This is a genomic window from Pseudomonas sp. CC6-YY-74 (assembly GCF_002025205.1).
Taxonomy (GTDB): domain Bacteria; phylum Pseudomonadota; class Gammaproteobacteria; order Pseudomonadales; family Pseudomonadaceae; genus Aquipseudomonas; species Aquipseudomonas paeninsulae.
The window spans coordinates 3827214-3847808 of the sequence record NZ_CP019947.1 but is presented as its reverse complement, the minus strand read 5'-3'; the positions used below and the strand labels follow the sequence as shown (position 1 = coordinate 3847808).

The 20595-nt window shown below is 63.1% G+C and carries 21 protein-coding genes and 1 pseudogene; 12 read left to right on the top strand and 10 right to left on the bottom strand.

Annotated features, from left to right (window positions below; all coding sequences use genetic code 11):
* Nucleotides 1-19 precede the first annotated feature (19 nt).
* The 7 genes and pseudogenes from B2D37_RS17495 (at nt 20) to B2D37_RS17465 (ending at nt 5553) form a co-directional block, all read left to right on the top strand.
* Nucleotides 20-1717 carry an L-lactate permease gene (locus tag B2D37_RS17495; protein WP_079203893.1) on the top strand — a complete coding sequence of 566 codons (1698 nt, stop codon included), beginning with the start codon at nt 20-22 and terminating at the stop codon, nt 1715-1717.
* Nucleotides 1718-1927: 210 nt separating this feature from the next.
* Nucleotides 1928-2095, top strand: coding sequence for a rubredoxin (locus B2D37_RS17490; RefSeq protein WP_079203891.1), 168 nt, complete (start codon nt 1928-1930; stop codon nt 2093-2095).
* Between the two features lie 148 nt (nt 2096-2243).
* Nucleotides 2244-2411, top strand: a complete 168-nt coding sequence (locus tag B2D37_RS17485) for a rubredoxin (protein ID WP_079203890.1) — start codon at nt 2244-2246, stop codon at nt 2409-2411.
* 92 nt (nt 2412-2503) lie between these two features.
* Nucleotides 2504-3687: pseudogene (locus tag B2D37_RS17480) on the top strand (NAD(P)/FAD-dependent oxidoreductase).
* A gap of 188 nt (nt 3688-3875) precedes the next feature.
* On the top strand, nt 3876-4148 hold the full coding sequence (locus tag B2D37_RS17475; protein ID WP_079203889.1) for an HU family DNA-binding protein: 273 nt from the start codon (nt 3876-3878) through the stop codon (nt 4146-4148).
* Between the two features lie 180 nt (nt 4149-4328).
* On the top strand, nt 4329-4721 hold the full coding sequence (locus B2D37_RS17470; RefSeq protein ID WP_079203888.1) for a helicase: 393 nt from the start codon (nt 4329-4331) through the stop codon (nt 4719-4721).
* Nucleotides 4722-4800: 79 nt separating this feature from the next.
* Nucleotides 4801-5553 (top strand): hypothetical protein, encoded by a 753-nt coding sequence (locus B2D37_RS17465; protein ID WP_079203886.1) that lies wholly within the window; start codon nt 4801-4803, stop codon nt 5551-5553.
* A 143-nt stretch (nt 5554-5696) separates the two neighbouring features.
* On the opposite strand, the gene B2D37_RS17460 is transcribed toward B2D37_RS17465, so the two are convergent.
* From B2D37_RS17460 to B2D37_RS17450, 3 genes are all read right to left on the bottom strand, one after another.
* Complete coding sequence (locus tag B2D37_RS17460) at nt 5697-7103, bottom strand: aminoacyl-tRNA deacylase and HDOD domain-containing protein (RefSeq protein ID WP_079203885.1); 1407 nt, start codon at nt 7101-7103, stop codon at nt 5697-5699.
* Between the two features lie 94 nt (nt 7104-7197).
* On the bottom strand, nt 7198-9273 hold the full coding sequence (gene recG, locus B2D37_RS17455) for an ATP-dependent DNA helicase RecG (RefSeq protein ID WP_079203884.1): 2076 nt from the start codon (nt 9271-9273) through the stop codon (nt 7198-7200).
* A 10-nt stretch (nt 9274-9283) separates the two neighbouring features.
* A complete protein-coding gene (locus B2D37_RS17450) occupies nt 9284-10210 on the bottom strand; it encodes a hydrogen peroxide-inducible genes activator (RefSeq protein ID WP_079203883.1) in 927 nt (308 codons plus the stop codon).
* Between the two features lie 104 nt (nt 10211-10314).
* On the opposite strand from B2D37_RS17450, the gene B2D37_RS17445 reads away from it, so the two are divergent.
* Nucleotides 10315-11172, top strand: coding sequence for an NAD-dependent epimerase/dehydratase family protein (locus B2D37_RS17445; protein WP_079203882.1), 858 nt, complete (start codon nt 10315-10317; stop codon nt 11170-11172).
* A 143-nt stretch (nt 11173-11315) separates the two neighbouring features.
* Here the strand turns inward: B2D37_RS17445 and B2D37_RS17440 are convergent, their stop codons facing one another.
* The 6 genes from B2D37_RS17440 to B2D37_RS17415 form a co-directional block, all read right to left on the bottom strand.
* On the bottom strand, nt 11316-12056 hold the full coding sequence (locus tag B2D37_RS17440) for a hypothetical protein (protein ID WP_079203880.1): 741 nt from the start codon (nt 12054-12056) through the stop codon (nt 11316-11318).
* Between the two features lie 53 nt (nt 12057-12109).
* Nucleotides 12110-12490: a RidA family protein gene (locus B2D37_RS17435; RefSeq protein WP_079203879.1), complete on the bottom strand. Its 381-nt coding sequence runs from the start codon at nt 12488-12490 to the stop codon at nt 12110-12112.
* A gap of 127 nt (nt 12491-12617) precedes the next feature.
* Entirely contained in the window at nt 12618-14726 is a 2109-nt protein-coding gene (gene spoT, locus B2D37_RS17430; RefSeq protein ID WP_079203877.1) for a bifunctional GTP diphosphokinase/guanosine-3',5'-bis pyrophosphate 3'-pyrophosphohydrolase, read from the bottom strand.
* A gap of 60 nt (nt 14727-14786) precedes the next feature.
* Nucleotides 14787-15050, bottom strand: coding sequence for a DNA-directed RNA polymerase subunit omega (rpoZ, locus tag B2D37_RS17425; RefSeq protein WP_079203875.1), 264 nt, complete (start codon nt 15048-15050; stop codon nt 14787-14789).
* A gap of 193 nt (nt 15051-15243) precedes the next feature.
* A complete protein-coding gene (gmk, locus tag B2D37_RS17420; protein WP_079203873.1) occupies nt 15244-15864 on the bottom strand; it encodes a guanylate kinase in 621 nt (206 codons plus the stop codon).
* Nucleotides 15865-16019: 155 nt separating this feature from the next.
* The gene (locus B2D37_RS17415; RefSeq protein ID WP_079203871.1) at nt 16020-16883 is read right to left on the bottom strand and encodes a YicC/YloC family endoribonuclease; all 864 of its coding nucleotides are present in this window, start codon (nt 16881-16883) and stop codon (nt 16020-16022) included.
* A 256-nt stretch (nt 16884-17139) separates the two neighbouring features.
* Here B2D37_RS17415 and rph point away from each other — a divergent pair, with 256 nt between their 5' ends.
* On the top strand, nt 17140-17862 hold the full coding sequence (rph, locus tag B2D37_RS17410; protein ID WP_079203870.1) for a ribonuclease PH: 723 nt from the start codon (nt 17140-17142) through the stop codon (nt 17860-17862).
* Between the two features lie 31 nt (nt 17863-17893).
* Entirely contained in the window at nt 17894-18262 is a 369-nt protein-coding gene (locus B2D37_RS17405; protein WP_079203868.1) for a DUF4870 domain-containing protein, read from the top strand.
* Between the two features lie 170 nt (nt 18263-18432).
* Here B2D37_RS17405 and B2D37_RS17400 read toward each other — a convergent pair whose 3' ends face one another.
* On the bottom strand, nt 18433-19212 hold the full coding sequence (locus B2D37_RS17400) for an exodeoxyribonuclease III (protein WP_079203866.1): 780 nt from the start codon (nt 19210-19212) through the stop codon (nt 18433-18435).
* Nucleotides 19213-19305: 93 nt separating this feature from the next.
* Between B2D37_RS17400 and pyrE the strand changes: the two genes are divergently transcribed.
* Entirely contained in the window at nt 19306-19947 is a 642-nt protein-coding gene (gene pyrE, locus B2D37_RS17395; protein WP_079203865.1) for an orotate phosphoribosyltransferase, read from the top strand.
* Between the two features lie 25 nt (nt 19948-19972).
* Nucleotides 19973-20566, top strand: coding sequence for a DUF4124 domain-containing protein (locus B2D37_RS17390; RefSeq protein ID WP_079203864.1), 594 nt, complete (start codon nt 19973-19975; stop codon nt 20564-20566).
* Nucleotides 20567-20595: the final 29 nt, after the last annotated feature.

Sequence of the window (20595 nt, the reverse complement as noted above, 5' to 3'; positions counted from 1 at the left end):
AAATAAAAAGGACCCACCCATGAATCAAACGCTACTGTCCATCCTCGCCTTCGTACCTCTGGTGCTGGCAGGTGTGCTGCTGATCGGCTTTCGCTGGCCGGCCAAGTACGCCATGCCGGTGGTCTTCCTGCTCACCGCTCTGATCGGCCTGACCGCCTGGGATATGTCCTTCAATCGGGTCGTGGCTTCCAGCTTGCAAGGGTTGCTGCTCACCGCCGCGATCCTGTGGATCATCTTCGGTGCGATTCTGCTGCTCAACACCCTCAAACACTCCGGTGGCATCACCGCCATCCGCCACGGCTTTGCCGGCATCACCCCGGATCGGCGGGTGCAGGCCCTGATCGTCGCCTGGCTGTTCGGCTGCTTCATCGAGGGCGCCTCCGGCTTCGGCACGCCTGCCGCGGTGGCGGCGCCACTGTTGGTGGCCCTGGGCTTCCCGGCTTTGGCCGCGGTGGTATTGGGGATGATGGTGCAGTCCACGCCGGTGTCGTTCGGTGCGGTCGGTACGCCGATTCTGGTGGGCGTGGCCGGCGGCCTGGACAAGGTCGGCATGAGTGAGCAGTTGCTGGCCTTGAACAGTAACTGGGAAGTGTTCTTCCACCTGATCTACTCGCGGGTGGCGATTACCCATGGCCTGATCGGCCTGCTGATGCCGCTGATCATGGTGATGATCATGACCCGTTTCTTCGGCAAGAATAAGTCGTGGAAAGAAGGCCTGGCGGTGGCGCCATTCGCGATCTTCACCGCGCTGTGCTTCTCGGTGCCGTACATGGCTGCCGGGGTGTTCCTCGGTCCTGAGTTTCCGTCGATGATCGGCGCCATGGTCGGTCTGGCCATCGTCGTACCGGCTGCCAAGGCGGGTTTCCTGCTGCCGAAACAGACCTGGGACTTCGCCGAGGCCAAAGACTGGCCAGCCGAGTGGATGGGCAAGATCGAGATGAAGATCGAGGATGTCGCGGGCAAGACCCCGGTGTCCGTACCCATGGCGTGGGCCCCTTACCTGTTGCTGGCAGTCTTCCTGGTGGCCTCGCGGATCTTCCCCGAGCTCAAGGCCGCGCTGATCGCGGTCAGCTTCGGCTGGACTGACATCCTCGGTGAGACAGGCGTTTCCGGTAGCCTGCAACCGCTGTACCTGCCGGGTGGCATCCTGTGCATGGTAGTTATCGTGACCTGTTTCCTGCACCGCATGCGCTTCAGCGAGGTGAAGGCCGCGGTCAGCGAGTCGAGCCGTACCCTGCTGGGAGCCGGCTTCGTGTTGATCTTCACCATTCCCATGGTGCGTATCCTGATCAACTCCGGGGTCAACGGTTCCGATCTGGTGTCGATGCCGGTGGCCATGGCGCAGTTTGTGGCCAACAGCGTGGGCGATGTGTATCCGTTCTTCTCTCCGGCCGTGGGTGCGCTGGGCGCCTTTATCGCCGGCTCCAACACGGTGTCCAACCTGATGCTCTCGCAGTTCCAGTTCAACACCGCCGGCCTGCTCGGCGTGTCTGGCGCGATGATGGTGGCGGCGCAGTCGGTGGGTGCGGCTGCGGGCAACATGATCGCGATCCACAACGTGGTGGCGGCCTCGGCCACCGTGGGCCTGCTCGGGCGTGAAGGCATCACCCTGCGCAAGACCATGCTGCCGACCCTGTACTACCTCCTGGCAGCCGGCAGCCTGACCATGATCGCCATGTATGGCATGGCGATCAGCGATCCGCTGATGGTCGGTTAACGGGCCGGGCAAAACCTGCCGAGCCTGGCTTCGTTAGGTTTTGCCCAGACCGCTACGGGTTTTCTGGTTGGCTTGCCCGCCATCTGGCGGGCAAGCCAACTCCTCGGACAGCCTGCCGCTGGGCGCAATTGCCCGGCCGCCGGGTTGGCGCATCCGCGCATTTGCGGTAGCGTGCCGGCATGCACTACCCGAGATACACCCGAGGACGTTATGAAGAAGTGGCAATGTGTGGTCTGTGGATTGATTTACGACGAAAGCCAGGGCTGGCCCGACGAAGGCATCGCCGCGGGCACGCCGTGGCAAGATGTACCGCAAGACTGGCTGTGCCCGGACTGCGGTGTGGGCAAGCTGGATTTCGAGATGATTGAAATCGGCTGAGCGCAGCCATACTCATACGGCGACCCAGGGTCGCCGTTTTTTTTGCGCGATCAACGCCGGTCGAGCCGGCATGGGCGCGTATCAGGCTTGGCGGCTGGCGGGCAATTGCGCTAGGGTCAGGAAAATTCTCGCAACGCGCAGGTGCTCTATGTGCAAGTGGCAATGCATCGTTTGCGGCTTTATCTATGACGAAGCTGCAGGCCTGCCGGAAGAAGGCATTGCTCCGGGAACCCGCTGGGCAGACATCCCCGCCGACTGGCTGTGTCCGGATTGCGGCACCGGCAAGCAGGATTTCGAGATGATCGAAATCAGCTGAGCCAGCAGGCCCTTGGGCCTCCCCCGTAACTACCCCATGCGGTGGCGGCAGCCTGAGGCCGTGGCCCGGTTTTGCCGATTAAGGACGTGAAGATGAGTGCAGCTGTGACGACGCCCGTGGTTACACCCGTAGTTACACCCGTGGTGATAGTCGGTACCGGCTTGGCCGGCTACAACCTGGCCCGGGAGTTTCGCAAGCTGGACAGCGCAACCCCGTTGCTGCTGATCAGCGCCGATGACGGTCGCTCCTACTCCAAGCCGATGCTGTCCACCGGCTTCGGCAAGCACAAGGATGCCGATGGTTTGAGCATGGCCGAACCCGGCGCCATGGCCGAACAGCTCAAGGCCGAGATCTATACCCATACGCGAATCACTGGGATTGATGCGGGCCAGCGGCGGCTGTGGATCGGCGAACAGGCCGTGCTTTATCGCGATCTGGTGCTGGCCTGGGCGCCGAGCCGATTCGGGTGCCGGTCGAGGGCGATGCCCAGGACGCGATTCTGTCGATCAACGACCTGGAAGACTACGCACGCTTTCGCGCCGCCGTGGCCGGGAAAACGCGCGTGCTGCTGCTCGGCGCCGGCCTGATCGGCTGCGAGTTTGCCAACGACCTCAGCCTCGGTGGTTATCAGATCGAGCTGGTAGCGCCCTGCGAGCAGGTGATGCCCGGCTTGCTGCATCCGGCGGCGGCTGCGGCAGTCCAGGCGGGGCTGGAAAGCCTCGGTGCGCGCTTCCACCTCGGGCCGGTGCTGGTCAGCCTCAGCCACGCCGATGATGGCCTGCAAGGGCGTCTGTCCGATGGCACGCTGATCGCTTGCGATCTGGTGCTCTCGGCGGTTGGCCTGCGCCCACGGATCGACCTGGCTGCGGCCGCCGGCCTGGCGGTCAACCGTGGGGTGATGGTCGACCGTGAACTGCGCAGTTCCCACGCTCACATCTATGCCCTGGGCGATTGCGCCGAGGTCGATGGCCTCAACCTGCAGTACGTCATGCCGCTGATGCACTGCGCTCGCGCCCTGGCCCAGACCCTGGCGGGCAAACCGACCGCGGTCAGTTACGGGCCGATGCCGGTGACGGTGAAAACGCCGGTGTGCCCGCTGGTGGTTTCGCCGCCGCCGCGCGGCCTGCAGGGCGAGTGGACGGTTGAGGGCAGTGGGGGCGATATCAAGGCGCTGTGCCGCGATGCGGCCGGCAGTCTGCTCGGTTATGCCTTGACCGGAACGGCCGTGCAGGAAAAGCTGGCGCTGAATAAGCAACTGCCGGCGTTGCTGGCGTGAATGCTGGCTGTTCTGTCGTGAACGCCCTTAAATTGCCCGTTTAAACTGTCGGACAAGACTGGCGCAGGTCCGCATCACATGCCATTCTCCCTGGGGTCTGCCGCAGTGTAGAGCTGTTGCGACGCCTTGGGCGCTGCTCTGGATGAGCAGCACGGACACAACAAAAAAAAACCGTCAAAGGGGCATTTATGCGTAAACCGGAACTCGCCGCCGCCATCGCCGAAAGGGCGGATCTGACCAAAGATCAGGCAAATCGCGTACTCAATACCGTACTGGAAGAAATCACCGGTGCACTGAACCGCAAGGACAGTGTCACTCTGGTGGGCTTTGGCACGTTCGTGCAGCGTCACCGCGGTGCTCGCACAGGCAAAAACCCGCAAACCGGTCAGCCGGTCACGATCAAGGCCAGCAACACCGTCGCCTTCAAGCCGGGGAAGTCGCTGAAAGACGCGGTCAACTGAGCCTCGTCAGCCCGGAGCCGGCTGGCTCCGGGTTCTTTCCCCGACTTTGTTAAGCCCGCCAGGGCAACCTGACGATCGACCTGCGGTTATGTGGCTCACCCGCCTCAAGGCTGGGCTGTAGTCCCGTGCAAAAAACACTACAATGCGCCGCCAATACCCTTCCCCGACGAGGCCGTGCGCATGAAATTCCGTTTTCTCCTGTGGATGCTGGGGCGCCTGATGGCCAAGGCCAGCCGTGATAACCCGGCTTTCCAGCAGCAATTGATCGACCGCGACATGGTGTTCCAGCTGCACACGCTGGACGGCAAGGTTGCTCGTCACTTCATCGTCAAAGACCAGCGCATCAGCAGCAAGCGTGGCCCGGCCAGCCAGCCGGCCTTTGCCCTGGGCTTCAAGGATGCCGTCTACGGCTTCGCCACCATGAACGCGAAGAACAAGCAGCTGGCGTTTATGCAGGGTATTCAGAACAAGGACATCCAGATTCAGGGCAACCCGGCACTGGTGATCTGGTTCCAGGGGCTGACCAAGTACCTGATGCCGAAAAAGAAAACCAGCGAGAAAAAAGCCGCCTGATACGCACTGCGGGTCAGTGTCGCTGGCCGGCGCTAGCGCCATTCGCTAGGCTGGACGCCGTCACTGTGGATGCCCGCTTATGCGTTTGTCGATTATTGCCCTGCTGCTCATCAGTAACCTGGCTCACGCCGCCCCGGCCAACGTCGATGCCTTTGCCCCGGTGTTCGAGCTGGCCGGCATTCGCCTGCTCTGCGAGCAGAGCGCGCCATTACTGCAGCGTGGCCTGAGCGAACAGCAGCAGGCGCAACTGGGCGAGGCCTTCGCTGCCGATGCGCTGTGTCTGGATCTGGCCAAGCATCTCGCTGGCAGGTTCGACCAGGCCCAGTTGCGGCAAATCCACAGTGTGCTCGGCAGTCCGATCGCCAAGCGCTTCAGTGCGCAGGAGCGGGCGGTCGGTGCAGACGGCGGCGAGGCACTGGCCAGTTACCGCGTGCAGCTTGCCCAGCGCCCGCCGCGCAAAGACCGCCTGGTGTTGGTGCGGCGTCTCGATGCGGCGGCGCACACCACCACCTTGGCAGGGCTGTTGCGTTATGAAGTGGGCAAGACCCAGGCGCTGTTAGCCCTCATGGCGCGTGGCGAGACGCTCGACGAACAGGCCATGAGCAGCCAGACCGCGGGCCAGGGCAAGGCGCTACTGGCCTCAAGCGCCGAAGCGGTGGAATCCTTCATGCTCTATGCCTACCGGCAGATGCCCAGCGCCCAGCTGGCTGAATACACCGCGCTGTATGAGCAGCCGGCGGTCGCGCGCTTGCTGGAAAGCTGCACACAGGTGTTGCCGGGGTTGTTCGCCGAGCGCCGGGCGGCTCTCAGAAAGGCGGCGGCCAAGCGCTAGGGCTACAGCCGGCCGCTGTCTTAGCCTGGAGATGACGGGGCTATAAACGGGAGGGCTGAAGCCCTCTCTATGCAGCGGCCGCCCGGCGATGGGTCGACCGCATCCTGTAAAAGCTCTCGTAACTCGAGCGCTTTCCAGCGATCTCAAGTCGGAGCATGGAACTGGTTCGCCAGTTCGCGTAGCGCCACTTCGGCGGCGAGCACCTTGTTCACCGCTTCCTCGGCCTTCTCACGGCTCAGGCCCAGGGCATCCAACAGGCTCTGTGGGATTTCGGACTGCGGGCCGGCACCGATCCCGCGGTTGCGTAGCAGGTTGACCGCCAGGCACACCAGATTCGGGTAGGCCGCATGGATGCCGGCATACTCGGGATCGTGCTGGAAGCGCAGCGCGCTGGCCAGTTCTTCGGGCATGTCCCAGTAGCGCATCAGCCAAGTGCCGATCTGCTCGCGACTGATGCCCAGCAGATGCTGTTCGATATAGCTGTGCGCCAGGTGCGGATTGACTTCCATGTGGCGACAGATCAGCGAGAAGTGCGGCGGGAACACATGCGCCAGCACCAGATAGCCGAAGTTGTGCAGCAAGCCGGCGAGGTAGGTCAGTCCGGCTTCCGGGCGCTGGGCGCGGGGCATGGCGCGGGTCAGCCCCTCGATCACCGCGGCGGTGTAGATCGCCTGTTGCCAATAGGGCGTGGCCTGCTGCGGATGATCCTTGGGCAGGCTGAGGGTCTTGCCCAGAGCCAGGCCGAGGGCCAGGTTGATCACCAGGTCGAAGCCGAGCACGCGCACGATGGCGTCTTCTACCGAACGGATCTTGCCGGGTGCGGCGTAGTAGGGCGATGCCGCCCAGCTGACCACTTGGGCGGCCAGCGCCGGGTCGGTTTCGACCACGCCGGTGATGTCGTCTACCGTGGCATTTGGGTCGACCCGCAGTTTGATAATCTTCTGTGCGGTTTCCGCCAGTGGCGGGATTTCGATGGTTTCTTCCAGGCGTTGCTGAATGCGTCGCGCGGTGAAGGCCTGCACCGCCTGGGTGATTTCGGCGCGGTCATCGTCCGGGCGGTCGAGGTTGAGCCGGATATTGCTCAACGGCTCGCCGATACGCGCGGCGCTGGCCTTGCTCAGCAGACTCTTGAAGGCTTCGCTGGCTATTTCCAGGAGTACGCCGGGTTGGCCCGACTCGATGAACAGGCTCGGCACTTGTAGCAGGCGCTCATCGTACAGGCAGGGCGAGCTGGTCAACTGCGGCAGGCCGGGTAGTACGCGCAGGGCATGCTTGGCAAGCATGCGTTCCAGGCGCTCGGGTTTCACCGCGACGAGTTTGCGCCCGGTTAGTTCGGCCAGGCGATCCAGCGCGAGCAGTTGACTCTGAGGATAGAGCACCAGCAAGGCGCCAACCGCATCATCGACCAGCACCGCTTGCACGCGTTGTGCGGCGGGCAAGCGGTGCTGGTCGATGTGCACCCGAAAGGCCAGGCCGAGTTTCTCCAGCAATTGCACGATCACCGGCGGCGGGGTTGCGGCGGTGTCTGGGGCGAGGGCTACATCACTCATAACGAAATCCGGTTTGAGGGGGCGCAAACGCCCGAAGTATAAATAGCAGGCCAGTGGGTCGAGGGTTCAGGCGACGGATACCCGGCAAACTGGATCACACTTGTCCGTATTGCTGGCCATGTCGCAGCCAGCGTTCGAGTAGCGGGCTGACATGCTGTGGCCAATGTTCCAGCAGGGCTTGCGCGGCATCGCGCACGGCCGGCAGCAGATCAGCGTCACGCATCAGGTCGGCGACCTTGAACTGTAGTAAACCGGTTTGCCGGGTACCGAGCATTTCCCCCGGACCGCGCAGCTCCAGATCCTTTTCGGCGATGACGAAACCATCGCAGGTCTCACGCATGATGCCAAGTCGTTCCCGGCCTAATTGCGACAGCGGCGGATGATAGAGCAGCACGCAATGGCTAGCGGCACTGCCGCGGCCGACTCGCCCGCGCAACTGGTGCAGTTGTGCCAGACCCAGGCGCTCGGGGTTCTCGATGATCATCAGGCTGGCGTTGGCTACGTCGACGCCGACTTCGATCACGGTGGTGGCGACCAGCAGTTGCAGGCGGCCCTGCTTGAATTGATCCATCACCGCGGCTTTTTCCGCGGGCTTCATGCGCCCGTGGATCAAGCCGACATGCAGGCCGCCGAGGGCGGCGGAGAGGTCGCTGAAGGTGGTCTCGGCGGCCTGGCAGGTCAGCTCCTCGGATTCCTCGATCAGGGTGCAGACCCAGTAGGCCTGGCGACCTTCGCTGCAGGCCGAGCGTACCCGTTCAATCACTTCCGGGCGGCGGCTGTCGGCGATCACCAGGGTGTTCACCGGCGTGCGTCCTGGCGGTAGCTCATCGAGGATCGAGGTGTCGAGGTCGGCATAGGCGCTCATCGCCAGGGTGCGCGGGATGGGCGTGGCGGTCATGATCAGCTGGTGCGGGCACAGGCGCCCGCCGATGCCTTTCTGGCGCAGGGCCAAGCGTTGTTGCACGCCGAAGCGGTGCTGCTCATCGATGATCACCAGGGCCAGGCGGGCGAATTTGACTTCGTCCTGAAACAGCGCATGGGTGCCGACCACCATGGCCGCGCTACCGGCGATCTGCTCCAGCGCCGCGGCACGGGCCTTGCCCTTGAGCTTGCCGGCCAGCCAGGCCACTTCGACGCCAAGCGGCGCCAGCCATTTGCTGAAATTGAGGAAGTGCTGCTCGGCGAGAATTTCGGTGGGCGCCATCAGTGCGACCTGATAGCCGGCCTCCAGCGCCTGCAAGGCGGCAAAGGCAGCGACCACGGTTTTGCCGGCACCCACGTCACCCTGGAGCAGGCGCAGCATGGGTTCGTCCTGACTCAAGTCATAGGCGATCTCGGCGCCGACCCGTTGTTGTGCGCCGGTGGGGGCAAAGCCCAGGTTGTCGAGGAACTGCTGCGGCAAGCGCTTGGCGATCGGCAGAGCCGGTGCTTGCTGGGCGCGCACGCTTTCGCGCAGGCGCTGCAGGGACAACTGATGGGTCAGCAGTTCCTCGAAGGCCAGGCGGTGCTGCGCCCAGTGGCGGCCCTCGGCGAGTTCATCCTGGTCGGCGTCCGGTGGTGGTCGGTGCAGGTAGCGAATCGCCTGGTCCAGCGGGCTGAGCTGGTAGTCGCGGGCCAGTTCGCGGGGCAGCCAGTCCGGCAGGCTCTGCGGGCCGAGGCGGGCCAGGGCCTGTTCGCTCAAGCTGCGCAGGCGCTGCTGGGTCAGGCCTTCGGTACTCGGGTAGATCGGCGTCAGGGTCTGCTCCACGGCAATCGGCTCGCTGGCCGAGAGCGCGCGGTATTCCGGGTGGTAGATCTCCAGGCCGGAGGAGCCGGGACGCACTTCGCCATAGCAGCGCACCTGGGTGCCGCGCTTCAGGCCTTCCTTCTGCGCCTGGCTGAAGTGGTAGAAGCGCAGGGAGAGGGTGCCGCTGCCGTCCTGCAGGCGCACCAGCAGGCTACGGCGGCGGCCCATGAGCACATCGGCGCCGGCGACCGTACCCTCGACCACGGCGTCCTGGCCGGGCCGCAGCTCGCCGATCGGCACGATGCGAGTGCGATCCTGGTAACGCAGCGGCAGATGGAACAGCACATCCTGCAGGGTTTCCAGGCCGACCTTGGCGAGCTTCTCGGCCAGGGCGGCGCCGACGCCTTTCAGTGCCGTAACGGAAACCGCAGCGAGCTCGGTCATGGGGCGCGCCTTAAGCGGTTTGTGCTTGCGGGCGGGCCACCGAGCACAGGCGGATCGAGTCGGCCAGGATTTCGATGGCTTTCGGCCGCGGGAAGCTGGCGCGCCAGGCGATGGCCACGGTGCGGAACGGCGCCGGGGCGCTGAGCGGGCGCACTTCGATGATCCCGGGTGCATAGTGGTGACTGTCCACCGCCGAGAGCGGCAGGATCGACACGCCCAGGCCGGAGGCGACCATGTGGCGGATGGTTTCCAGCGAACTGGATTGCACGGTGGTGTGCTGGGCGTGTTCTTCGCCGCCCTTGCGCAAGCTCGGGCAGGCTTCCAGCACCTGGTCGCGGAAGCAGTGGCCTTCACCGAGCAGCAGCAGGCTCTTGTCGTTGAGCAGTTTGCTGTCGATGGTCTTCAGCGCCGCCCAGGGGTGGCCGGCTGGCAGCAGGGCATAGAACGGCTCGTCGTAGAGCGGCAGAGTCAGTACGTCGGCTTCCTGGAACGGCAGGGCGATGATGATCGCGTCCAGCTCGCCGGTGCGCAGCTTGTCGCGTAGCACGTGGGTGAAGTTCTCTTCGATATACAGCGGCATCTGCGCTGCGACCCGGTGCAGCTGCGGAATCAGATGGGGGAACAGGTAGGGGCCGACGGTATAGATGGCGCCGATCTTCAGTGGCGCGGTCAGCTGGTTCTTGCCGGCCTGGGCCAGTTCGCGAATGCCCTGGGCCTGTTCGAGTACCTTCTGCGCCTGGGTGACGATGCCTTCGCCGACCGGGGTCAGGCGCACCGCACTCTTGCTGCGCTCGAAGATCAACACGCCGAGTTCGTCCTCGAGCTTCTTCACCCCCACCGACAGGGTTGGCTGGCTGACATGGCAGCGCTCGGCGGCCCGACCGAAGTGTTGTTCCTGGGCCAGGGTGACGATGTAGCGCAGTTCGGTGAGGGTCATAGGGTTTATCCATTAAGTTGCTGCCAAGCATAGCCTTTGCATTGCAATCAACCAACCGGGCTAAACTGCTGGCCAGTGAATTTGAAACATTGATGGAGCCTTACATGTCGACGTGCGCGAGTCTGTTGATTGCCGGTTGCGGCGATGTCGGTACCCGTCTGGGGCTACGTCTGGCCGCGGCGGGCTGGCGGGTGCATGGCCTGCGGCGGGCAGTCGAGCAGTTGCCCGCGCAGATCCTGCCGGTTGCCGGGGATCTGCAGGTCGATGCCTGTCCGCCGGCCTGGCCGGCGGGTGGGCTGGATTACCTGGTGTACTGCGCGGCGGCGACCGAGCGTGACGAGGCCGGTTATCGAGCGGCCTATATTGACGGCTTGCGCCGGGTGCTCGGCTGGTCGGCGCAGCATGGGCAAAGGCCCAAGCGCCTGCTGTTCGTCTCCAGCAGCAGTGTCTATGGCCAGCAGGGTGGCGAGTGGGTCGACGAGGGCTCGCCAGCCGAGGCTACGGGCTTTGCCGGGCGGGTGATGCGTGAGGCGGAGCAGTTGGCATTGGCCAGCGGCATTGCCGCCAGCGTGGTACGCCTGAGCGGGATCTACGGGCCGGGCCGGGAGTGGCTGCTCAGCCAGGTGCGCCAGGGTTACAAGGTGACGAGCGAGCCGCCGCTGTATGGCAACCGCATTCAGGTTGATGATGCCGCCGGCTTGTTGGCATTCCTGCTGCAAGCCGATGCTCGTGGCGTGGCGCTGGATGACTGCTATCTCGGCGTCGACGATGAGCCGGCACCGCTGCACGAGGTGGTAGCCTGGCTGCGCGGCCAGTTGGGCGTCAGTCACTGGTCCGAACAATCCAGCGTGCGCCGCGCCGGCAGCAAGCGCTGCAGCAACGCGCGCGTCCGAGCCCTGGGGTGGGCGCCAGAGTACCCGAGCTACCGCGAGGGCTACGCGGCGGTACTGGCGAGGCATTGAGGCCGGCGTATTTTTTCAGGTAGATGTAAATGCAGTCTGCAGGACGCAGACGGCGCATTTTCCAGGTTGCCTCAGGGTTACGACATCTGGGTAAAGCGTCATCCACCTTACGCTGTCACAGCCCTTGCACGGGGGCATGGACGCTACCGGGTCATGTGCTCAAGCCGCCAGCGCAGTTCGCCCTTATGGTAATCGGGCATTTCATCGCTCTGCGCGCGGTTGAGTGCCTCGAAGATGCTCAGGTGCTGGTCGTCGCGCTCGAACAGCCAGGTCCGGCCCTGTTCGCCGAGTTGCAGCCAGATGCTGTCGAATTCGCCGCTCATCGCGGCGCAGTCGCCGGCCAGGCACAGGGCATAGCGCTCGACACCGGGCAGGCCTTCGACGCGGCCGTCAGGCTGGAACAGCACCAGGCCACCGTTGCCCAGGCCTTGCCTGATTGTCCAGTTTCCGCCCAGGTAGGCACTGTAGAGGGCGTGTTCGAAGCTTCTGCCCAGCGGCACATCCACGGCAACGGGGGTTGCCGGACGGGTAAAACGTTGCTCCGGCCAGGTGTCGCTGGTGGCCTGCAGCAGTTCGCCGCCGCTGAGGCTGAGCGATTCGTGATAGTCGGCGTAGAAATCGACCCGCCAGCGGTTGTCGTCTTCGTCGCGTAATTGGCCTTCGCCCTGTTCGAAGCCGTTGCTGTAGGTGGCGAGCCGGCGCTGCGGCTGGATCCGCCATTCCAGGTTGGGGCCATAGGCGAGCAGTGCTTCGCGCAGCTTGCCGTGTTCGGTCGCGGCATCGATAGCCGCCTGGTTGATCCAGGTGCCGCTGGGGTCGACTGGCTTGCCAGCGCAGCCGCCGAGCAGCGAGGCGCCGAGTAATAGCGCGAGAAGAGGGCGCATGAGCCATTCCTTGGGCGAGAAGGGTGGCGGGGCGCGGTGCCCCGCCGGAGGACTTACTCGAGTACCAGGATTGCGTCCATTTCCACTTGGGCGCCCTTCGGTAGCGCGGCTACGCCGATAGCGGCCCGGGCCGGGTATGGCTGCTGAAAGTAACGGCCCATGACTTCGTTGACGGTAGCGAAGTGCGATAGGTCGGTGAGGAAGATGTTCAGCTTGACCACGTCCTTGAACGAGCCGCCAGCGGCTTCCATGACGGACTTGAGGTTTTCGAAGACCTGCACGGTCTGTGCTTCGAAGCCTTCGACCAGTTCCATGGTCTGCGGGTCCAGCGGGATCTGCCCGGACATGTAGACGGTGTTGCCGGCCTTGATCGCCTGGGAATAGGTGCCGATGGCTGCCGGGGCTTTGTCGCTGGTAATAACGCTCTTGCTCATGAGGGTCTCCTGATTGGTCGGGGTTAGTAGGGTGGGCCGGGCGGCGATCCGCGTTAGCCCACCAGGGAAGTGAATGAATGCGCCGGATCGGGGCCCAGCCTACATGTGTGGATTGGTGGGCATGCGCTCAGCCGCGCGCGCGGGTGATGCGCATCACGCCATTGAGCGCGCGCAGCTTGCGGATCACCCGGGCCAGGTGCACGCGGTCGTGCACGCTGACCACCAGTTGCACGACGCTGATGCGGCCGTCGCGCTCGTCCATGCTGATCTTCTCGATATTGCCATCGGCGGCGTTGACGCTGCCGGCCAGCAGGGCAATCAGGCCGCGCTGGTGTTCCAGTTCGATACGCAGTTCGACATTGAATTCGCCGACCACATCCTTGGCCCAGGACAGTTGGATGCACTTCTCCGGGTTGTGGCGGACCTCGCTGATGTTCCTGCAACTGTCCAGGTGCACCACCATGCCCTTGCCGGCGGAAAGGTGGCCGACGATCGGGTCGCCGGGAATCGGTGTGCAGCATTTTGCATAGCTCAGTACCAGGCCTTCGGTGCCGCGAATCGCCAGCGGGCCTTCGGTGCTCGACAGTTGCTCGCTGTCACTGGCCAGCAGACGGCGCGCCACCACATAGGCCATGCGGTTGCCCAGGCCGATGTCTTCCAGCAGGTCCTCGATCACCTCCTGGTGGTATTCGCCCAGCACCGCTTGCACGCGCTCGGGGGCCAGCTTGTCCATATGGCTGTGGAAGCCGGCCAAGACCTTGTTGAGTAGACGTTCGCCGAGGCTGATCGACTCGGAGCGGCGCTGCAGCTTGAGGGCGTGGCGAATATGCGTGCGCGCCTTGCCGGTAACCACGAAATTGAGCCAGGCCGGGTTCGGTCGTGCCCCCGGGGCGCTGACGATTTCCACGGTCGAGCCGCTTTCCAGGGCCTGGGACAGGGGGGCCAGGCGACGATTGATGCGGCAGGCGATGCAGGTATTGCCGACGTCGGTGTGTACCGCATAGGCAAAGTCGACCGCGGTCGAGCCCTTGGGCAGCTCCATGATCCGGCCCTTGGGGGTGAACACGTAGACCTCGTCCGGGAACAGGTCGATCTTCACGCTCTCGATGAATTCCAGCGAGTTGCCGGCGCGCTGCTGCATTTCCAGCACGCCCTTGACCCACTGGCGGGCTCGCGCGTGGGTGCCCTTGGGCTGGTCTACTTCGTTGGACTTGTACAGCCAGTGCGCGGCGATGCCGTTGTTGGCCATCTCTTCCATCTCGCGGGTGCGGATCTGGATTTCGATGGGCACGCCGTGCATGCCGAACAGCGTGGTGTGCAGCGACTGGTAGCCGTTGGCCTTGGGTATGGCGATGTAGTCCTTGAAACGCCCGGGCAGTGGTTTGTACAGATTGTGCACGGCGCCGAGCACCCGGTAGCAGGTGTCGACCTTGTCGACCACGATGCGGAAGGCATAGACGTCCATGATCTCGTTGAACGCCTTACGCTTGCCGCGCATCTTCTGGTAGATGCCGTAGATGTGCTTTTCGCGACCGAGCACTTCGCCTTCCAGACCTTCGCGGGTCAGGCAGTGGGTCAGCGACTCTTCGATCTTGTTGACGATTTCCTTGCGATTGCCACGGGCGCGGCGCACTGCAGCGCGGATACGCTCGGAGCGCATCGGGTGCATGGCTTTGAAACCCAGGTCTTCAAACTCTATGCGCATGCTGTGCATGCCCAGTCGGTTGGCAATCGGAGCGTAGATTTCCAGGGTTTCCTTGGCGATGCGTCGGCGCTTCTCGCCGGACAGCACTTCCAGGGTGCGCATGTTGTGCAGGCGGTCGGCCAGCTTGACCAGGATCACGCGAATATCGCGGGCCATGGCCATGGCCATCTTCTGGAAGTTCTCGGCCTGCGCCTCGGCCTTGGTCTCGAAGTTCATCTGGGTCAGTTTGCTGACCCCGTCGACCAGTTCGGCCACGGTCTCGCCGAACTGGGTGTTCAGCGCTTCCTTGGCGATTCCGGTGTCTTCGATCACGTCATGCAGCATCGCCGCCATCAGGCTCTGATGGTCCATGTGCATGTCGGCAAGGATATTCGCCACCGCCAGCGGATGGGTGACGTAGGCTTCACCGCTGCGACGGCGTTGGCCGTCGTGGGCTTGTTCGGCGTAGAAATAGGCGCGCCGAACCAGATTGACCTGGTCGTTATCCAGGTAGCTCGAAAGTCGATCGGCGAAGGCGTCTATGCTCGGCATGGATGATCTCCTTGCCGATTCTTATGACTCCGCGCCTCACGACTTCGTCCAGGCATAGGCTTACAGAGGCTCGTTAGCCTCATCCTCGAAGGCAGCGAACAGCGGCTCTTCTTCGATGATTTCGTCTTGGGCGATGACGTCGTAGCTCATCAGGCCGGCGGCGATTTCACGCAGAGCGACCACGGTCGGCTTGTCATTTTCCCACGCGAGTTTCGGTTCTTTGCCGCCGGTGGCGAGTTGGCGCGAACGCTTGGTGGCGAGCATGACCAGTTCAAAACGGTTCTCAACGTGATCCAGGCAATCTTCGACAGTAACGCGAGCCATGGTCTTCCTCGTAGCATATGCAAAATAAGGCTGAGCCCAGATGGGCGAGCGGACTGAGTAGTTTAAAAAACAACCAGTATTAATGGAAGCTTTGTTTTCACCAACTATAAGCTTAAGTCATAAGCAGTATGTGCGGAGGCTCTGCTCGAGGCCGCTCCGTGTGTGGCTCGAAGCCTACAGGGTGCCACAGCCGCTAAGCCAGGAGCTCGCTGAGCAGGCCGCGATGACGTTGCTGCTGCGGGCTTTGCAGCAGCTGGTTGGCGCGGAAGATGGCCTTCAGGTCGCTGAGGGCGTGGGCGAAATCGTCGTTGATCAGCAGGTAGTCGTACTCGACGTAATGACTTATTTCGCTGACGGCTTCGCGCATGCGCTGCTCGATGATCTCGCCGCTGTCCTGGCCGCGATTGGTCAGGCGGTGGCGCAGCGCCTCCTGGGTTGGCGGCAGGATAAAGATGGACTTGGATTGGGGCATCAGGTGGCGCACTTGCTGGGCGCCCTGCCAGTCGATTTCCAGAATCAGATCGTAGCCGTCGATGAGCGTCTGCTCGACCCAGGCTTGTGACGTGCCGTAGAGGTTGCCGAATACTTCGGCGTGCTCGAGCAGTTCACTGTTGTCGATCATTGCCTGAAACTGGTCGCGGCTGGTGAAGTGGTAATTCACCCCCTCCGCCTCGCCTGGGCGCATGGCGCGCGTGGTGTGCGAGACCGATACACGGATCTGTGGTTCGCTGTCGATCAGCGCCTTGACCAAGCTGGTCTTGCCGGCGCCGGAGGGGGCGGAAATGATGTAGAGGGTGCCGGTGGTGATGGCCATAAGAGCTTCCTGGGGCTGGCTGTTCTTTAATCAGGTCTTTAAAACGTAGCGAGCGACGGCTAGGCAAGGCGAAATCAGGCGAGGAAGCGGAGTTTACGACTGTAAATGAGCATTTCGAGCCTGATTTCAACGCGGCATAGCCTAGCGCAGTAGTTTTACTCGATGTTCTGTACTTGTTCGCGCATCTGCTCGATTAGCACCTTGAGGTTGACCGCCGCCTGGGTGCTGCGGGTGTCGAAGGCCTTGGAGCCGAGGGTGTTGGCTTCACGATTGAGTTCCTGCATCAGGAAGTCCAGGCGTCGGCCGGCTGCGCCGCCGGTCTTGAGTACGCGGCGCACTTCGCTGACGTGGGTGCTCAGGCGGTCCAGCTCTTCGGCGACATCACTTTTCTGCGCGAGGATCACCAGTTCCTGCTCCAGGCGCTGCGGGTCGAGTTCGGCCTGTAGCTCGGCGCTGCGGTCGAGGATTTTCTGGCGTTGTATGGCAAGCATCTGCGGCACCAGTTCGCGCAGGGCGGCAACTTCGCCGTCAATGCTGTCCAGGCGTTCGTTAAGCAGCTTGGCCAGGTCACTGCCTTCGCGCGAGCGGCTTTGCTTTAGCTCGTCCAATGCTTGCTTGAACAGGCTCAGGGCGGCTTTGTTGAGTGCTTGCGGGTCGGCGGCATCGGCGACCAACACCCCGGGCCAGCTCAAGATTTCCAGTGGGTTGAGTGGCGCCGGATGCTTGATCAGGCTGGCGACGCTTTCTGCGGCGGCGACCAGTTGGGCGGCGCGCTCGCGGTCCACTTGCAGTGGCTTGCCGGCGCTGTCTTCGGCGATGCGCAGGGTGCATTCGACTTTGCCGCGCGACAGGCCGTTGCGCAGCGCTTCGCGCACTGCGCTTTCGAGGTCGCGGAAGGCGTCCGGCAGGCGCAGGTGCGGCTCCAAGTAGCGGTGGTTGACCGAGCGCAGCTCCCAGGTCAGGGTGCCATTGGTCCCGGCCTGCTCGGCGCGGGCGAAGGCAGTCATGCTGTGGATCATGGGCGAACCTCGCGGAAAGTCGGTACTGACGGGCCTGCCATGCAGGGCCCGTGGAGTCATGAAAGCTGGCAGGGCACGCTCGCCGCCCTGGTCCGGCGCTGCGCGCGGCACAAGGAGGGTGCCACTGGGCGACTTTCATGGTTAAAGGCGCGAGATTGTAGCGCAGTGCGTCGGCCGCTCCCAATTCGGCATGTCGTTGCTGGTGCACGCGCCCTATAATGGTTCGCAGATTTCTATTCAGAGCAGGTATTCCTTGATGAAACGTCCCAGTGGCCGCAGCGCCGATCAGTTGCGCTCGATCCGTATCACTCGCAACTACACCAAGCATGCCGAGGGCTCGGTGCTGGTGGAGTTTGGCGACACCAAGGTGATTTGCACGGTCAGCGTCGAGTCGGGCGTACCGCGCTTCCTCAAGGGCCAGGGTCAGGGCTGGTTGACCGCCGAGTACGGCATGCTGCCGCGTGCCACTGGTGAGCGTAACCAGCGCGAGGCCAGTCGTGGCAAGCAGGGCGGGCGCACCCTGGAAATCCAGCGGTTGATCGGGCGCTCGCTGCGCGCCGCGCTGGATATGAGCAAACTGGGCGAAATTACCCTGTACGTCGATTGCGACGTGATCCAGGCCGATGGCGGTACACGGACTGCCTCGATCACCGGCGCCATGGTGGCACTGATCGATGCGTTGAAAGTGATCAAGAAGCGTGGCGGCCTGAAAGGCGGCGATCCGCTCAAGCAGATGATCGCTGCGGTGTCGGTTGGCATGTACCAGGGCGAGCCGGTGCTCGATCTGGACTATCTGGAAGACTCCGCCGCGGAAACCGACCTGAACGTGGTGATGACCAACAGCGGTGGCTTTATCGAGGTGCAGGGCACCGCCGAAGGCGCGCCGTTCCAGCCGGCAGAGCTGAACGCCATGTTGGCGCTGGCGCATAAAGGCGTGACCGAACTGTTCGAGTTGCAGCAAGCGGCATTGGCCGACTGACACGTTTGACGTTCAGCTAAGGAGGGTGACCATGGAATCGCAGGATCTTGTGCCGGCCCCTACTCCAGAGGCTCGGCAGTGGGCGATGTTCTGCCACTATGCGGCGTTCTTCTGGTTTTTGGTGCCGATGATTGGCAATGTAGTCGGGCCCTTGATCGTCTGGCAGCTGAAGAAAGACCTCGATCCCTTCGTCAACGAGCAGGGCAAGGAGGCGCTGAACTTTCAGATCACCTTCAGCCTGGCCATGATCGTTTGCGGCATATTGGCCTGGGTGGTGATCGGGTTCCCGCTGATGCTGCTGGTCAGCATCAGCGCGCTGGTGCTGACGATTATTGCCGGAATCAAGGCCAATGCCGGGGAAGCCTATCGCTACCCGATTTGCTGGCGCGTGGTGAAATAGAAGGGTGGTAAAGGATGTGAGTGGTAGCCATGCTTCGATGGGTTGCCACCTGCGTGGCCCGACCTACACGGCCCCGCCCCATTCAGTGGTTCTGATCGTCATCACCGGGATCAAGACCAAGGATGCAAAAAGCCGGCGCGATGCCGGCTTTTTTGTCTCTGCAGATAAGCCTAGACGCTGAGAATCCAGTCGTAATCGACGGTCAGCGGCGCATGCTGGGAGAAGCGTGGCTGGCGCGGCAGGCGCGCCGTACGCACGCTGCGGCGCATGCCGGGGGTGAGCAGTTGATAGTCGAAGCGATAACCCAGGTTGAGCATCTCGGCCTGCTCACTGTCCGGCCACCAGCTGAACTGGTCGCCTTCGCGGCTGACTTCGCGCAGGGCATCGACATAGCCCATGGTGCCTATCACTTCGTCCAGCCAAGCCCGCTCGGGGGCGAGGAAGCCCGGTGATTGCTGGCAGTCGCGCCAGTTCTTCACGTCGAGTTTCTGGTGCGCCACATGGAGCGAGCCGCAATAGATGTACTCACGGCGCTTGCGCCGCTGCTTGTCCAGGTAATGGGTGAAGTCGTCCATGAACTTGAATTTCTGATTCAAGCTCTCGTCGCCGTCCTGCCCGGATGGCAGCAGCAAGGTGGCGATACTTACCTTGTCGAAATCGGCCTGCAGGTAGCGCCCGTAGCGATCGGCCATTTCAAAGCCGAGGCCGCTGATTACCGCCTTGGGTTGCAACCGCGAATACAGTGCCACGCCGCCTTGGCTTGGTACTTCAGCATCGCAGGCATAGAGGAAATAGCCATCCAGTTGGAGGGCTTGGTCGTCCAGCTCAAAGGCGGAGGCGCGGGTGTCCTGCAGGCAGATGACGTCGGCATTCTGTGCTTGCAGCCAACTGAGCAAACCGCGCTCGACTGCAGCGTGAATACCATTCACGTTCACACTGATGATCCGCATAAATGGCCCCTAAAAACACGTGCGTGTATGATACCCGAGCTCGTCTCCAATAAGCTAAATTCCTAGCTAAATCCGTGCCGTCCGGGACTTTTCATGCAAGCGTACCAGCGCGATTTCATTCGTTTTGCCATTGAGCGTGGGGTTCTGCGCTTTGGTCAGTTCACCCTCAAGTCGGGGCGTACCAGCCCATATTTCTTCAATGCCGGGCTGTTCGACAGCGGTCTGGCCCTGGCCCGGTTGGGGCGCTTTTACGCCGCCGCAGTGGTGGACAGCGGGATTGCCTTCGATGTGTTGTTCGGCCCGGCCTACAAGGGTATCCCGCTGGCGGCGACCACCGCGGTGGCCCTGGCCGAGCATCATCAGCGCGATGCGCCCTGGTGTTTCAATCGCAAAGAGGCCAAGGATCACGGCGAAGGTGGCAGCCTGGTCGGCGCGCCACTGGCCGGTAAGGTGCTGATCGTCGACGACGTGATCACCGCCGGTACTGCGATTCGCGAGGTGATGCAGATCATCCAGGCCCAGGGCGCGCAAGCCGCGGGGGTGCTGATTGCCTTGAATCGTCAGGAACGTGGCCAGGGCGAGTTGTCGGCGATCCAGGAGGTCGAGCGCGATTTCGGCATGCCGGTGGTGAGCATCGTGTCGCTGGAGCTGGTGCTGGAATATCTGGCAGACGATGCCGAACTCAAGCAGTATCTACCGGCGGTGCAAGCCTATCGCGCCGAATATGGAATCTAACTCCTCGACTTAGGGTGCTGCCTCGATGCGCAAACCGGCTCTGCTCCGCTGTTCGCTGTTGTTCGCTTTGCTGCTGCCGATTGTTGCGGGTGCCACCGAGTTGTATCGCTATACCGATAATCAGGGCGTTACCGTGCTCGGTCGTCAGGGTGTGCCGCCGGAGTTCATCGGCAAGGGCTATGAGGTGCTCAATGATCAGGGGCGGGTGACCAAGGTCATCCCGCCGGCCCCGAGCGCTGAGGAAATGCAGCGTTTGCTCGCCGACAAGGCCCGCGCCAAATCCGATGCCCAGCTGCTGCGCCTGTACAGCACGCCCGAGGACATCGACCGTGCCCGCGATCGCAAGCTGGCCGAGCTGGACGGCTTGATCGGCGTGGCGCGCAGCAATTTGCAATCGGCGCGCCTCCAGCAGGGCAACGTGCAGAGCCAGGCGGCAGATCATGAGCGGGCCGGGCGTGAAGTACCGGAGCACCTGCTGGCGCAGATCGACAACCAGAAAGATGAACAGCTGCGTCAGTACAAGGATATTGCCCGCTATCAGGAAGCGCGCAAACAGACGCAGGCCAGCTTCGCTGCCGATCGCCAGCGTCTCGGTGAGCTACTGGGCAAGCTGCGCTAGCTGGCGCTCACGCCCTCGATCGGCCTGTA